Annotated in this window: 15 protein-coding genes; 6 read left to right on the top strand and 9 right to left on the bottom strand. The window is 68.7% G+C overall.

Annotation, left to right across the window (positions count from 1 at the left end):
• Window positions 1-21 precede the first annotated feature (21 nt).
• The 3 genes from AOK17_RS29025 to AOK17_RS29015 are packed head-to-tail and all read right to left on the bottom strand — an operon-like array spanning window position 22 to window position 2425.
• Entirely contained in the window at window positions 22-1044 is a 1023-nt protein-coding gene (locus tag AOK17_RS29025; protein ID WP_055615529.1) for an ABC transporter, read from the bottom strand.
• The gene (locus tag AOK17_RS29020) at window positions 1041-2006 is read right to left on the bottom strand and encodes an ABC transporter ATP-binding protein (protein ID WP_055615528.1); all 966 of its coding nucleotides are present in this window, start codon (window positions 2004-2006) and stop codon (window positions 1041-1043) included. The genes AOK17_RS29025 and AOK17_RS29020 overlap by 4 nt, the downstream gene beginning before the upstream one ends.
• Window positions 2003-2425, bottom strand: a complete 423-nt coding sequence (locus tag AOK17_RS29015; protein ID WP_055615527.1) for a GntR family transcriptional regulator — start codon at window positions 2423-2425, stop codon at window positions 2003-2005. Before AOK17_RS29015 ends, AOK17_RS29020 begins: the two co-directional genes overlap by 4 nt.
• Window positions 2426-2568: 143 nt before the next feature.
• Between AOK17_RS29015 and AOK17_RS29010 the strand changes: the two genes are divergently transcribed.
• Entirely contained in the window at window positions 2569-3027 is a 459-nt protein-coding gene (locus AOK17_RS29010; protein ID WP_055615526.1) for an SgcJ/EcaC family oxidoreductase, read from the top strand.
• A 109-nt stretch (window positions 3028-3136) separates the two neighbouring features.
• Here the strand turns inward: AOK17_RS29010 and AOK17_RS29005 are convergent, their stop codons facing one another.
• Window positions 3137-5428, bottom strand: a complete 2292-nt coding sequence (locus AOK17_RS29005) for a (Fe-S)-binding protein (RefSeq protein ID WP_055615525.1) — start codon at window positions 5426-5428, stop codon at window positions 3137-3139.
• Between the two features lie 414 nt (window positions 5429-5842).
• Between AOK17_RS29005 and dnaK the strand changes: the two genes are divergently transcribed.
• The 4 genes from dnaK to AOK17_RS28985 all read left to right on the top strand — a co-directional run bounded on the left by dnaK (window position 5843) and on the right by AOK17_RS28985 (window position 10132).
• The gene (gene dnaK, locus AOK17_RS29000) at window positions 5843-7708 is read left to right on the top strand and encodes a molecular chaperone DnaK (RefSeq protein WP_055615524.1); all 1866 of its coding nucleotides are present in this window, start codon (window positions 5843-5845) and stop codon (window positions 7706-7708) included.
• Window positions 7705-8373, top strand: coding sequence for a nucleotide exchange factor GrpE (grpE, locus tag AOK17_RS28995; RefSeq protein WP_055615523.1), 669 nt, complete (start codon window positions 7705-7707; stop codon window positions 8371-8373). The genes dnaK and grpE overlap by 4 nt, the downstream gene beginning before the upstream one ends.
• A gap of 87 nt (window positions 8374-8460) precedes the next feature.
• Window positions 8461-9657, top strand: coding sequence for a molecular chaperone DnaJ (gene dnaJ / locus AOK17_RS28990; protein WP_055615522.1), 1197 nt, complete (start codon window positions 8461-8463; stop codon window positions 9655-9657).
• Window positions 9658-9664: 7 nt separating this feature from the next.
• The gene (locus AOK17_RS28985; protein WP_055615521.1) at window positions 9665-10132 is read left to right on the top strand and encodes a heat shock protein transcriptional repressor HspR; all 468 of its coding nucleotides are present in this window, start codon (window positions 9665-9667) and stop codon (window positions 10130-10132) included.
• A gap of 138 nt (window positions 10133-10270) precedes the next feature.
• On the opposite strand, the gene AOK17_RS28980 is transcribed toward AOK17_RS28985, so the two are convergent.
• Window positions 10271-11368, bottom strand: coding sequence for a hypothetical protein (locus tag AOK17_RS28980; protein WP_055615520.1), 1098 nt, complete (start codon window positions 11366-11368; stop codon window positions 10271-10273).
• A gap of 123 nt (window positions 11369-11491) precedes the next feature.
• Here AOK17_RS28980 and AOK17_RS28975 point away from each other — a divergent pair, with 123 nt between their 5' ends.
• Window positions 11492-12007 carry a hypothetical protein gene (locus AOK17_RS28975; RefSeq protein WP_055615519.1) on the top strand — a complete coding sequence of 172 codons (516 nt, stop codon included), beginning with the start codon at window positions 11492-11494 and terminating at the stop codon, window positions 12005-12007.
• Window positions 12008-12044: 37 nt separating this feature from the next.
• Here AOK17_RS28975 and AOK17_RS28970 read toward each other — a convergent pair whose 3' ends face one another.
• Genes AOK17_RS28970 through AOK17_RS28955 form a run of 4 tightly spaced genes read right to left on the bottom strand, consistent with a single transcriptional unit; the run spans window position 12045 to window position 14139 of the window.
• Window positions 12045-12785, bottom strand: a complete 741-nt coding sequence (locus AOK17_RS28970) for a class I SAM-dependent methyltransferase (RefSeq protein ID WP_055615518.1) — start codon at window positions 12783-12785, stop codon at window positions 12045-12047.
• Complete coding sequence (locus tag AOK17_RS28965; RefSeq protein WP_055615517.1) at window positions 12785-12991, bottom strand: DUF397 domain-containing protein; 207 nt, start codon at window positions 12989-12991, stop codon at window positions 12785-12787. The genes AOK17_RS28970 and AOK17_RS28965 overlap by 1 nt, the downstream gene beginning before the upstream one ends.
• Before the next feature lie 43 nt (window positions 12992-13034).
• Window positions 13035-13247, bottom strand: a complete 213-nt coding sequence (locus AOK17_RS28960; protein ID WP_055615516.1) for a DUF397 domain-containing protein — start codon at window positions 13245-13247, stop codon at window positions 13035-13037.
• Window positions 13248-13257: 10 nt separating this feature from the next.
• Window positions 13258-14139, bottom strand: coding sequence for a helix-turn-helix domain-containing protein (locus AOK17_RS28955; protein ID WP_055615515.1), 882 nt, complete (start codon window positions 14137-14139; stop codon window positions 13258-13260).
• Between the last annotated feature and the right edge of the window lie 232 nt (window positions 14140-14371).

Here is a 14371-nt window from a genome sequence, read left to right as displayed (position 1 = left end):
CGGCCGGACAGTGGCGCTCGGTCAGACGAGGCGCTTACGACCCCAGAGGATGACGAACGCCGCGATGCCGGCGGTCAGGGCCAGCAGGATCGAGGCGCCGAGCCACTGCATGGAGGACATCTGGGAGATCGGGATGTACTCGACGTTCCAGCCGACGACCTGTGCCTTCTCCAGGCAGGCGTTGGCGGCCTTGTCCGTCGCCTCGTTGCAGCTGCCGTAGCCGATGAGGTCGCCGGACGCGGTGAGGTAGGACTGGTCCACGGCATAGGCGCCGTCGGGCAGCTTCGGGAAGTTGTCTGCCCCGACACCGTTGCCGGTCGTGACGGTGATGACGTCCCCGAGGGACATCCGGAAGTGCGACCACACCATCTGCACGACGACGGCGAAGCCGAAGGTGACGACGATGGACAGCAGGGTCCGGCGCAGCAGCATGCCGATCGCGATGCCGCCGACGACGGTGAACAGGCTGAGCGCCACGGGCACGGGTCCACTGCTGTCGAAGGCGTTTCCGTCGGACCAGTCCAGCGCGTACTGCGACGACTTGACCGGCGACCACCACCAGGTGAACACGGCGGAGGCCGCCGCGGTGGACACCGCGACCACGAGTGCGGTCACCCCGAGCTTGGTGGCGAGCCAGCGGACGCGGCTGGTGGACTGCGCGTTGACCAGCTTGGCGGTGCCGCCCTCCAGATCCCCGGCGAGCAGCGGCGCGCCCACGAAGACACCGATCAGGATGGGCGCGTAGCCGATCAGTTGGCCGGCCATGCTGAGCGGCGTCCGGTTGAACTTCTCCTCCCAGCCGGACTTCAGGTCCGGCCAGCCGTAGCCGTCGAGGTACGTCACCATCTGCTGGCGCCCGTAGAGCATCAACGCGACGGTGATCGCGGCGGTGGCCAGCAGGGTCCAGTACGCGGCCCGGTGCTGACGCCAGACGAGCCAGTTCATGCCGCTGAGCCGCAGGCCACGGCCACGGCCCGCCCGAGGGTGGGCGGATTCGGCGGGGGCCGGTCCGCCGGTGCTTCCGGTGCTGGTCATCGTGCTCATGCCGCCACCGCCTGCGGGGCGACGTAGGAGCTGGGACTGATCAGGGGCGGTGCCTCGGGGGAGCGCAGATAGGCGAGCAGGAGTTCCTCCAGGTTCGGGGTGCTCGCCTGCCAGGGGCCGCCGTTGACCGGCCCGTCGGGGCGGACCAGCGCGGTGAACTGCCGTCCGCTGGTACGGGTTTCGACCACCGTGTGGTACGCCACCTCCGCGGGCGCCCGCCCGTCGGAGTGGACCCCGGTCAACACGGCGTGGGCGGTGCGGAGTTCGTCGACCTCACCGGCGAGCCGCAGCCCTCCTTCGGCGATGACCAGCAGGTAGTCGCAGGTGTTCTCCAGCTCGGCGATCATGTGGGTGGACATCAGCACGGTGGTGCCGCGCTCGGCGGCCTCGGCCAGCAGGGTGCTCATCAACTCGTGGCGCACGAGCGGGTCGAGGTCGGACATCGGCTCGTCGAGGAGCAGCAGATCGGGGCGCTTGCCGAAGGCGACGGCGAAGGCCACGCGGGTGCGCTGGCCGCCGGAGAGGGTGCCGATCCTCGCCTCGAACGGCACGTTGCCCGCGCGGACGATGTTCTCGGCGGCCCGCTGGTCCCAGCCGGGGTTCAGTTCACGGCCCAGGCGCAGGGTCTCGGCGACGGTGAAGCGCTTGAACAGCGGCTTCTCCTGCGCGAGGAACGCCGTACGCCGGCCGGCCTCCGCGGACTGCGGGGCCGCCCCGAACACCCGCAGGGTGCCGGAGGTCGGCTCCAGCAGGTTGGCGGCGATGGACATCAGCGTGGTCTTGCCCGCGCCGTTGGGGCCCACCAGACCGCAGATCCGCCCGGCCGGCAGCCGGAAGGAGCAGTCCCGCAGGGCCCAGCCCCGCCGGTACCTCCTGCCGACCGAGTGGGCCTCTATCGCGGACTCGCCCGCGAGGCCCCCGTATATCTCGTGTCCCCCGTAACCCGCCCCGTTGCTCATCATCCGTGCCCCCCGTGTCCCCCGTGCCCGGCGGTCGCCCTGGTCGCGGCGTACCGCTCCTCCATGACCGACGTGACCAGTGCTGTCACGTCCTCCTGCTCCAGACCCGCTTCGTGGGCCCGGTCCATCCACGCCTCCAGCTCACTCCGCAGCGGTGAGTCCGCCCCCGCCTGGGGACGGGCCAGCGACTGACGGACGAAGGTGCCAAGACCCGGCCGCAGTTCGACCAGGCCCTCCCGGTCCAGCTCGCGGTAGGCCTTGAGCGTGGTGTTCGGGTTGACCGCGGAGGTCGCCGCGACCTCCTTGGCCGTCGGCAACTGGTCCCCGGGCACGAGTACGCCGAGGCGCAGGGCCTGCTTGGTCTGCTGGACGATCTGCTGATAGGCGGCCACCCCGCTCCGCCTGTCGATCCGGAACTCCAACTTCCATCACCACCCTTTAGCTAATGAACTAGTGGATTGATGATGGAGATGATGGAGTACGGATCGCGTACCTGTCAAAGACCCCAGGTCTCCGCCGTGAACGCCCTTGACCTGAACCAAAGTTGAGGTTCTACGTTCCTCGTATGGACACCACGAACGCCACGAATGCCAAGGACCCTGCTCGCCCCGCCCTCTCCGCCCAGCACACCGACGAGCTGCTGATCCGCGAACTCGTCGCACGCAGCCAGGAGGCCCAGACCGACCCGGAGGTGCTGCCGGCCCTGCACGCCTCCGACCTGGTGCTCATCAACCTCGCCGGGCGGCGCGTCTTCGGACGGGAGGCCTTCGAGTCGGCCATGACCGCGGCGCTCGCCTCCCCGCTCAAGGACGTCAGGACCACGCTGGAGGTCGACGACATCCGGTTCGTACGTCCCGACGTCGCCATCGTGAGCCTGACCAAGACGGTCCACGACGAACGGCCGGACGCACAGGGACAGGGCCCGTCCGACTTCCCCGCACGCGGCGCGATGACGTATGTCATGACCCGCGGCGAGGGCGCCGACTGGCGCATCGCCCTGGCCCAGACGACACCGATCGCCTGAGCCCGGCACGACAACACCCCATGTCCCGGCGCTGAACCAGGACATGGGGTGCTTCGTTACGGGGATGTGCCTGTCAGGCCGCCGACCGGATCACCGGCCGGGGCTCAGGTCACTTCACGGGCTGCGGCTCCGGTGTGTTCTCCGAGTCGGTCTCGCCCGCCGGGGGCTCGTCGTCGAGCGGGGTCTTCACGGAGTCGAGCAGCAGCTGGGCCACGTCGACGACCGTGATGGACTCCTTGGCCTTGCCGTCGTTCTTCTTGCCGTTGACCGAGTCGGTCAGCATGACCAGGCAGAACGGGCAGGCGGTGGAGACGATGTCCGGGTTGAGGGAGAGTGCCTCGTCGACGCGCTCGTTGTTGATGCGCTTGCCGATCCGCTCCTCCATCCACATCCGCGCGCCACCGGCACCGCAGCAGAAGCCGCGCTCCTTGTGGCGGTGCATCTCCTGCTGGCGCAGGCCCGGGACGGCCGACATGATCTCGCGCGGCGGCGTGTAGATCTTGTTGTGACGGCCCAGGTAGCAGGGGTCGTGGTAGGTGATGAGGCCCTCGACCGGGGTCACCGGGATCAGCTTGCCCTCGTCGATCAGGTGCTGGAGCAGCTGGGTGTGGTGGATGACCTCGTAGTCGCCGCCGAGCTGCGGGTACTCGTTGCCGAGGGTGTTGAGGCAGTGCGGGCAGGTCGCGACGATCTTCTTCGCGGACTTGGGCTTCTTCGACTCGGCGGTGAAGTTGCCCTCGTCGTCCATCTCCTCGCCGAACGCCATGTTCAGCGCGGAGACGTTCTCCATGCCGAGCTCCTGGAAGAGGGGCTCGTTGCCCAGGCGGCGGGCGGAGTCACCGGTGCACTTCTCGTCGCCGCCCATGATCGCGAACTTGACGCCCGCGATGTGCAGCAGCTCGGCGAAGGCCTTGGTGGTCTTCTTGGCGCGGTCCTCAAGGGCACCCGCGCAGCCGACCCAGTACAGGTAGTCGACCTCGGACAGGTCCTCGATGTCCTTGCCGACGACCGGGATCTCGAAGTCGACCTCCTTGGTCCACTCCAGGCGCTGCTTCTTCGCCAGACCCCAGGGGTTGCCCTTCTTCTCCAGGTTCTTGAGCATCGTGCCCGCCTCGGACGGGAACGCGCTCTCGATCATCACCTGGTAGCGGCGCATGTCGACGATGTGGTCGATGTGCTCGATGTCGACGGGGCACTGCTCGACACAGGCGCCGCAGGTGGTGCAGGACCACAGCACGTCGGGGTCGATGACGCCGTTCTCTTCGAGGGTCCCGATGAGGGGCCGCTCGGCCTCGGCGAGGGCGGCGGCGGGCACGTCCTTGAGCTGCTCCGCGGTCGCCTTCTCCTCGCCCTCCATGTCCTTGCCGCCACCGGCGAGCAGGTAGGGGGCCTTGGCGTGGGCGTGGTCCCGCAGCGACATGATCAGCAGCTTCGGGGAGAGCGGCTTCCCGGTGTTCCAGGCGGGGCACTGCGACTGACAGCGCCCGCACTCGGTGCACGTGGAGAAGTCGAGGATGCCCTTCCAGGAGAACTGCTCGACCTGGGAGACACCGAACACGTCGTCGTCGCCCGGGTCGGTGAAGTCGATCGGCTCGCCGCCCGACGTCATCGGCAGCAGGGCGCCCAGCGCGGTGCCGCCCTCGGCGTTCCGCTTGAACCAGATGTTCGGGAAGCCGAGGAAGCGGTGCCAGGCGACACCCATGTTGGTGTTCAGCGCGACGGTGATCATCCAGATCAGCGAGGTGCCGATCTTGATCATCGCGACGAGGTAGACGAGGTTCTGGAGCGCGCCGAGGGAGAGCCCCTTGAAGGCGAGGACCAGGGGGTACGAGGCGAAGTACGCGGCCTCGTAGTGCTCGACGTGGTGGATCGCGCCCTCAAGCCCGCGCAGCGTGTAGATGGCGAGGCCGATGGTGAGGATGACGTACTCGACGAAGTACGCCTGCCAGGCCTTGGAGCCCGCGAAACGGGACTTGCGGCCGGCCCGGGAGGGCAGGTTCAGCAGCCGGATCGCGATGAGCACGACGATGCCGACGATCGTCATCACACCGATGAACTCGGTGTACATCTCGAACGGCAGGAAGCCGCCGATGACGGGCAGCACCCAGTCCGCCTCGAAGAGCTGGCCGTACGCCTGCGCGAGGGTCGGCGGCAGCGTCAGGAAGCCGATCGCGACGAACCAGTGGGCGAAGCCGACGATGCCCCAGCGGTTCATCCGGGTGTGACCCAGGAATTCCTTCACCAGGGTGATCGTGCGAGCCTTGGGGTTGTCGGTGCGGCTGCCCGCCGGCACCGGCTGGCCCAGCTTCACGAACCGGTAGATCTGCGCGACGGCTCGGGCGATGAGCGCAACGCCGACCACGGTCAGGACCAGCGACACGATGATCGCGGCGAGTTGCATTTCGGGACTCCTCGGGCCTGCGAGGTTCTCTTCGGGGCGGGTCTCCCGGTACCCCGAAGATTGATTACTAAGCGGTAACTTATGCAGTCCTCTGAGACTACCCACTCCTGTGTCCGCACTGTAGTCAGGGGTGCGGTGATCTGCGTCGCTGAGGCTTGCCTGAGTGAACCAGGTGTCGTGCCGACCTCCACCTCGCGTCCCAGCCCTGCGGAGGCGTGCCCCTTCAGGGGCGCGGGGAACTGCGCGACCAGCACCAGCAGGCCCGCACCCATCAGCCGACCCGCAGGTCAGATCCTAATTGCGCGTAAGGGCAAGATAAGAGTTGAGCCCCCACGACTCACCTCTGTTGACCGAGCGGCAAGCGTCATGCACACTTGAGCCTGTTCCACTCAAGTCATTGCTGGAGGAATTGAAATGGCACGTGCGGTCGGCATCGACCTGGGCACGACTAACTCCGTCGTCAGCGTTCTGGAGGGCGGTGAGCCCACCGTCATCACCAACGCCGAGGGCGCCAGGACCACGCCGTCCGTCGTCGCCTTCGCCAAGAACGGTGAGGTGCTCGTCGGAGAGGTCGCCAAGCGCCAGGCGGTCACGAACGTGGACCGGACCATCCGCTCTGTGAAGCGTCACATGGGCACGGACTGGTCCATCGAGCTCGACGGTAAGAACTTCAACCCGCAGCAGATGAGCGCCTTCATCCTGCAGAAGCTGAAGCGCGACGCCGAGGCGTACCTGGGCGAGAAGGTCGCGGACGCGGTCATCACCGTCCCGGCGTACTTCAACGACTCCGAGCGTCAGGCGACGAAGGAGGCCGGCGAGATCGCGGGCCTGAACGTCCTGCGCATCGTGAACGAGCCCACCGCGGCGGCTCTCGCGTACGGCCTCGACAAGGACGACCAGACGATCCTCGTCTTCGACCTCGGTGGCGGCACCTTCGACGTGTCCCTCCTGGAGATCGGTGACGGCGTCGTCGAGGTGAAGGCCACGAACGGCGACAACCACCTCGGTGGTGACGACTGGGACCAGCGCGTCATGGACTACCTGGTCAAGCAGTTCTCCGCGGGCCACGGCGTGGACCTGGGCAAGGACAAGATGGCCCTCCAGCGCCTCCGCGAGGCCGCCGAGAAGGCCAAGATCGAGCTGTCCTCGTCCACCGAGACCTCGATCAACCTGCCCTACATCACGGCGTCCGCCGAGGGCCCGCTGCACCTGGACGAGAAGCTCACGCGCGCCCAGTTCCAGCAGCTCACTGCTGACCTTCTGGAGCGCTGCAAGACGCCGTTCCACAACGTCATCAAGGACGCGGGCATCCAGCTCAGCGAGATCGACCACGTCGTTCTCGTCGGTGGCTCCACCCGTATGCCCGCCGTCGCCGAGCTCGTCAAGGAACTGACCGGCGGCCAGGACGCCAACAAGGGTGTGAACCCGGACGAGGTCGTCGCCATCGGCGCCGCCCTCCAGGCCGGTGTCCTCAAGGGCGAGGTCAAGGACGTCCTGCTCCTCGACGTGACCCCGCTGTCCCTCGGTATCGAGACCAAGGGAGGGATCATGACCAAGCTCATCGAGCGCAACACCACGATCCCGACCAAGCGGTCCGAGATCTTCACGACGGCCGAGGACAACCAGCCGTCCGTGCAGATCCAGGTCTACCAGGGCGAGCGCGAGATCGCGGCGTACAACAAGAAGCTCGGGATGTTCGAGCTGACCGGTCTGCCGCCGGCCCCGCGCGGGGTCCCGCAGATCGAGGTCGCCTTCGACATCGACGCCAACGGCATCATGCACGTGACCGCGAAGGACCTGGGCACGGGCAAGGAGCAGAAGATGACCGTCACCGGCGGCTCCTCGCTGCCGAAGGACGAGGTCGACCGCATGCGCCAGGAGGCCGAGCAGTACGCGGACGAGGACCACCGTCGCCGCGAGGCCGCCGAGTCCCGCAACCAGGGCGAGCAGCTCGTCTACCAGACGGAGAAGTTCCTCAAGGACAACGAGGACAAGGTCCCCGGTGACGTCAAGACCGAGGTCGAGACGAGCATCGAGGAGCTGAAGACCGCGCTCAAGGGCGAGGACACCACCGAGATCCGTACGGCCACCGAGAAGGTCGCCGCCGTCTCCCAGAAGCTCGGCCAGGCGATGTACGCGGACGCCCAGGCTTCGCAGGGTGCCGCCGGTGCCGAGGCCCCGGGTGCCGACGAGGGCGCGGGCGCCAAGGCCGCCGACGACGACGTCGTGGACGCCGAGATCGTCGACGAGGACCGTGACCGCAAGGACGGTGCCGCGTGACAGAGGAGACCCCGGGCTTCGACGAGCAGCCCGACGTCCCCTCCGGCGCCACCCCTGAAGACGCCGAGCCGAAGACCGCCCCCTCCGTGGAGGAGGGGGCGGCCCAGGCCGGGGACGCGGCAGCAGCAGCACAGATCGCGGGCCTCACCGCTCAGCTGGACCAGGTACGCACGGCGCTCGGCGAGCGCACGGCGGACGTCCAGCGGCTCCAGGCCGAGTACCAGAACTACCGCCGCCGGGTCGAGCGCGACCGGATCGCGGTCAAGGAGATCGCCATCGCGAACCTCCTGACCGAGCTCCTGCCCGTGCTCGACGACATCGGCCGCGCGCGGGACCACAGCGAACTGGTCGGCGGCTTCAAGTCGGTGGCCGAGTCGCTGGAGACCGTCGCGGCGAAGATGGGTCTGCAGCAGTTCGGCAAGGAGGGCGAGCCCTTCGACCCGACGATCCACGAGGCCCTGATGCACAGTTACGCACCGGACGTCACCGAGACGACGTGCGTGGCGATTCTGCAGCCGGGGTATCGCTTCGGCGAGCGCACCATCCGCCCCGCGCGGGTGGCCGTCGCCGAGCCCCAGCCGGGCGCGCAGACGGTCAAGGGCGACGAGACGGACGGGACCCAGGCGGCCGACGACAAGGAGAGCGGTGGCCCGGACGAGGGCTGACGTGAAACAGGGCGTACGCGCGCCCGTATGCACCATGAACACCAAGCGCGTACGTGACGGTGACGTACGGAAGGAGGGGCGTCGAGGATGAGCACCAAGGACTTCATCGAGAAGGACTACTACAAGGTCCTCGGCGTCCCCAAGGACGCCACCGAGGCCGAGATCAAGAAGGCGTACCGGAAGCTCGCCCGCGAGTACCACCCGGACGCCAACAAGGGGAACGCGAAGGCCGAGGACCGCTTCAAGGAGATCTCCGAGGCGAACGACATCCTCGGGGACCCCAAGAAGCGCAAGGAGTACGACGAGGCGCGCGCCCTCTTCGGCAACGGCGGGTTCCGGCCGGGACCCGGCGCCGGAGGCGGCAACTTCAACTTCGACCTGGGTGACCTCTTCGGGGGCGGCCCGGGTCAGGGCGGAGCGGGCGGCCAGGGCGGCGCCGGCGGCTTCGGCGGCGGTATCGGTGACGTGTTCGGCGGGCTGTTCAACCGTGGTGGCGCCACCACCGGCACGCGTACGCAGCCGCGGCGCGGCCAGGACATCGACACCGAGGTCACGCTCAGCTTCACGGAGGCGGTGGACGGGGCGACCGTGCCCCTCCGCATGACCTCGCAGTCCCCCTGCAAGGCCTGTTCGGGCACCGGCGACAAGAACGGCACACCGCGCGTGTGCCCGACCTGCGTCGGCACCGGCCAGGTCGCGCGGGGCTCGGGCGGCGGCTTCTCGCTGACCGACCCGTGCCCCGACTGCAAGGGCCGCGGCCTGATCGCGGAGCACGCGTGCCTGGTCTGCAACGGCTCGGGACGCGCCAAGTCGTCCCGCACCATGCAGGTCCGTATCCCGGCCGGGGTGTCGGACAGCCAGCGCATCCGGCTCCGCGGCAAGGGCGCCCCGGGCGAGCGCGGCGGACCGGCGGGTGACCTCTACGTCACCGTGCACGTCGACGCCCACCCGGTCTTCGGCCGCAAGGGCGACAACCTCACCGTCACCGTCCCCGTCACCTTCACGGAGGCGGCGCTCGGCGGCGAGGTCCGCGTGCCCACGCTCGGGGGACCTCCGGTCACCCTGAAGCTGCCCCCGGGCACACCCAACGGCCGTACGATGCGCGCCCGTGGCAAGGGCGCGGTCCGCAAGGACGGCACCCGCGGGGACCTGTTGGTCACCGTCGAGGTGAGTGTCCCCACGGACGTGACGGGGAAGGCTCGTGACGCGCTCGAGGCGTATCGCGAGGCCACCGCGGACGAGGACCCGCGGGCGGAGCTGTTCCAGGCCGCGAAGGGAGCATGAGGACACCATGGACGCAACCGGACGCCGTCGACAGAGTTCTTATTCCGCATATGAGCTGACGGAAGAAACACCGGTGTACGTCATCTCGGTGGCCGCCCAGCTCTCCGGCCTGCACCCGCAGACCCTCCGCCAGTACGACCGCCTCGGCCTGGTCTCCCCCGACCGCACGGCCGGGCGCGGCCGGCGCTACTCGGCCCGCGACATCGAACTGCTGCGCACCGTCCAGCAGTTGTCGCAGGACGAGGGCATCAACCTCGCCGGCATCAAGCGCATCATCGAGCTGGAGAACCAGGTCGCCGCGCTCCAGTCCCGCGTCGCGGAGATGGAAGCGGCCCTGGACGGCGCGGCGGCGGCCATGCAGCAGCGCGAGGCCGCCGTCCACGCCTCGTACCGCCGCGACCTGGTCCCGTACCAGGAGGTCCAGCAGACGAGCGCGCTGGTGGTGTGGCGCCCCAAGAGACAGCAGTCGGACTGACACCGACCGACCGACGCGCGCAGGTCAGCACATGTGAAGGGGCCCGGAGGTTCGACCGAACCTCCGGGCCCCTTCGCGTGGTCGGACGGTCTCAGCTCACTCGGCCGGTGTGGTGGGCGTCCGGACGCCCGCGCCGACCTACGCGATGGACGGATCCGCATCGTCCTGTTCTCTCCAGGAGACATCGCCCAGGATCGCGCGCGTCGCGCCGAGGCCGACCCCGCGCACGGCGCCTGCCATGGCCGAGGCCGTCGCGAGCAGGCACAGGAGCCAGGCCAGCGGCGCGGGCACGTCCTCGCCGACGAGCAGCACGGGCAGGACGAGCAGGGCGGCCAGGCAGGCGCCGCCGAGCATCGGCAGATGGACCGGGGCGCGGAACTTGGCGGTCGACGGCACCCGGCGTGCCGCGCGGTCGGCCGCGGTCGGGTGAAGGTCCCGGGTGAGGTACGTGCGGACGTCCTCCGGTGCGACGAGGCCCGGAACGGCCTCGCCGCTGTCCGCGACGAACGCGGCCGGCAGCTCCTCGTCGATCAGCTTCCAGCGCTTGGGCAGGCACAGCCACCCGTCCTGCCCGCCGAGCCGTACGGCCGCCCGTGCCAAGTCCTCGCGCGGCGCGGACAGCCGGATCTCGTGGGTGCCGTCCCGCAGCACGATCCAGTGCCAGTACGAGACGTCCACCGTGCCGGGTTTGTCGCCGCGTTCACTGAAGCGCAGCCTCACCGGTTCCCCGGCCCTCACCCGGACCGCGTACACCTCGCCGTGTGCCGCGTCCTCGGCCAGCACACGCAGCTTCCGCAGGGTGGGGGCCTGGCTCGTCCGCCGGCGGGCCATGGCCGCCGCGTTCACCGTCACGACGACGAGGAAGAGCGCCAGGAGCCCGCTGAACAGGCCTCCGTCACCGGGGCCCAGGGAGAGCTGGAGCATCGAGAACGGAGTCAGGAGGAACAGGAGAAACCCGGCGACCGTGCCCAAGTCCCGCTTGGGGAGGGGGAGTCGACCAGGGGGCGCCGCTTCCGGCTCCCGTCCTGACGCCGGCTCGACCACGGGCGCCGTACGCCATGCGAGCGCCCACCCCGCCGCGGCGACGACCGCGAGCCCGAGCGTCACGAGGAGGTCCGTACGCGGCACCGGCGCGTCGTCCCGCACCAGGACGAGCACCAGGGCCAAGGCGGCGCATGCCCAGGTGGCGCCGCCGAGTGCTCGGGTGGCGAGAGTGGAACGTCTGAGTGGGTTCATGCGTTCCTCGATGTTGTTCGTCGGTGGCAGGAGGAAACCGTCGACGAACGAGACCTGCGGACACGGGGGTTGGTTGTATGGGTCTGCTGAACGTTGGATTCACGGGGGGAATGGAGCTTGCCCATGGCCATGGTGGGGCTGTTCTGGATCGCCGAGGGCGATGTGTATGTGGGGGCGAAGCCGTCCGGGCACGCCCCGGGGGTGCGGCTGACGCCGGAGGGGGTCGTGTCGCTCGGTGACGGCAGCTCGGACCTGTGGCCGTGGGACGAGGTGCGTGGGCTGACCGTCGAGGATGTCCCGCTGAAAAACCTCAAGCGTCGGATCAGCGTGATGGTGGACATGGTGCTGACCGTGACGAGCTTCGGCGAGACCGATGCGCCGCCGATGATGAGCGTCCTCGTCGAAACGGCCGACGGGACCACCGACTTGACCGTGTACGCGGCGGCTTCCAGCTACTCCCAGGAGGAGTACGACCTCTCGCTGTCCCTCCTGTCCCACCTGACGGCGGGCGAGGCCACCCTGCGCGCGACGCTGGCCGCCATGGCGCAGTGGGGCCGGGCGCAGGAGGACGGGTCGCCGCGAGCGGCGGAGCGGGAGGGGTTGCTGCGGGAGTGGGTCGGGGTCGGCAGCCTCTCGTGAGTGGCCGGGTATTAGGTGCATCAATGGTGGTGGGGAATCAGGGATGCCCGTCCCCCGGCCGTAGCGCGACGAAGACGAACTCCCGGCCCGGGCGGTCGGGGGCGTCGCGGACGTCCTCCACGACGTACCCCTGCGCGGCCAGGTCCGCCTCGATCTCGTCCCGCTCACGGAAACGCAGGGTCGATTCCGAGGTGAGTACCTCCCCGTCCGCGGCGAACACAAAGGTGTGGCGGAACGTCACCAGTGGCCCGTCGACCTCGACCAGGTCGTCCCAGCCCTCGATCGCGCCGACACCCGGGAGCTCCGTAACCCCGTACGAGGCCTCGCGGTTCCACTCCTCCCAGGCGCGCCGGGCCGGATCCCGCGTCTCGAAGACGAACCGCCCACCGGGCCGCAGGGCTTCGTAGGCGCCCCGCAGGGTCTTCCGCCACATCTCCGGATCGGCCAGCTCCTGGGCGGCGTTCGCCGTCATGGTCGCGAGGTCGGCCTGGAGTGGCGGGAGGGTGGTGGCGTCACCGTGGATCCAGCGCACCCTTTCGCTGCCGGGCTTGCCCCGGGCCACGTCGAGAGACGCCTGCGCCGGATCGACACCGACGACCTCGATCCCACGATCGGCGAGCAGCAACGCGAACACACCTGTCCCACAGCCGATGTCCAGCACGCGCCGCGCCCCGAACTCCTCAGCGATGCGGACGTACGCGTCGAGGTCGCTCCGATCGGGATCGAGCGGGTCGTAGAGCGCAGCGAGCCGCGGATGCCGGAAGGCTTCGCCCGCCATCAGGAGTCGTGAGGCGCGCGCTCGGCGGTACGGCTACGGATGTGGTGCAGAAGCCCGGCGAGGCCCTGCGGGGCGGTGGCGAGGATGACGCCGGGGGTGTCGCTCTCGCGGAGGCGGAGGGTTCCGTCGGGGGCGGTGGCTATGCAGAGACACTCACCCTGCGGGCCGCCGCTGAACGTCGACTTCTGCCAGTTGAGTTCAGGCATAAGGGCCCCTTCCGGCCGCCGCTGCGCGGGGGAACAGGCCTCGTCAGTCATGGGACTGCGCGGGAGCCTGTCCTGTCGCGGCGGTGCGGACGTGGTGCAGGAGTCCCGCGAGGCCCTGCGGGGCGGTGGCGAGGGTGACGTCGGGGGTGTCGCTCTCGCGGAGGCGGAGGGTTCCGTCGGGGGCGGTGGCTATGTAGAGACACTCGCCTTCGGGGCCACCGCTGAACGTCGACTTCTGCCAGTTCAGTTCGGGCATCAAGGCCTCCCTAGAGGGTGTAGAGAACGTGCTGGATGAGAGCCAGCGAGTCCTTTACGGAGTGTGCATCGGGGGCCAACGATACGTCGATAGGAGCCAGGGCGTTCTCGGCGAGATGACGGAAAAGCTTCTCGTACCGCTCCAGGCTTGCCCTGTCGCTCAAGTACTGGAGTCCAACGGGCTTTTCGAGGACGACGGTGCCCAGCTCCGGGAGTCCTGGGATGACGTGGACGAAGTTTCCGCTGAGAGCCGCGTACGCCTGGGCGCTGAACGGATAGACCTGGATGGTGACGTGGGGCAGGCCCGCGAGTTCGATGAGGCGCAGCAGTTGTTCGCGGGCTACTTTGGCTCCGCCGAACCGCATGTGCAGGGCGGACTCGTGGATTACTGCATGCACTGAGGGTGGAGTGTCGCGGGTGAGTACCTGCTGTCGCTCCATGCGGAACTCCACGGCGCCTTCCCTGCGTTCGAAGCCGAGTCCGGGGCTGGCGAAGATGGCTCGGGTGTAATCGGCTGTCTGGAAGAGCCCCGGGATGAACAGTGACTGATGCATCCGAAGGGTCGCGCAATCCGCCTCCAACTCGGCCGTATTGAGCGCGTCCAGGCCTCGGCGCTTCTTGTGCGCGCTCCACCATCCTTTGCCAGTCGCCTCAGACATGGACACCAGTTCGTCAATGTAGGGCTTGTCTGTGCAACCGTAAGCGCGGCACAAATTCAGCAGTCGCTCAGTCAGGATCGATGTGCGGCCGAGCTCGATGTGGCTCAGCTGGGCCCGGCTCATGCCGATGCGCTCGGCGCCCTCTCCAGCACTCAATCCTGCTTGTTCGCGCAGTTGTTTGAGTTCGAAGCCGAGTCGGCGCTGGCGTTCGCTGATGATGGTGCGCAGTCCCACGAATCACTCCTCGATGGCTCGCCCAAAGTCTGCACTGCTCAAAGGGTCAGTCCACCGAATCGGTGAATGGGTTGAGATTTACATCCTCTGCCTCTTGCTGTGAGTGTGGTTCCAGTCACTGAGCGGAACCGCTCAACTCCCCCTGCCCACAAGCCGACAGAGCACCCGCCCCTCCATCCAGGAGCGCTCGGGCAAAGCCATCGCCGGGCGCGGGCCGTGTCACCCCCCACCC

The sequence above is a fragment of the Streptomyces phaeochromogenes genome, assembly GCF_001418655.1.
Lineage (GTDB): Bacteria > Actinomycetota > Actinomycetes > Streptomycetales > Streptomycetaceae > Streptomyces > Streptomyces phaeochromogenes.
This window is presented reverse-complemented; position numbering and strand designations above follow the sequence as displayed.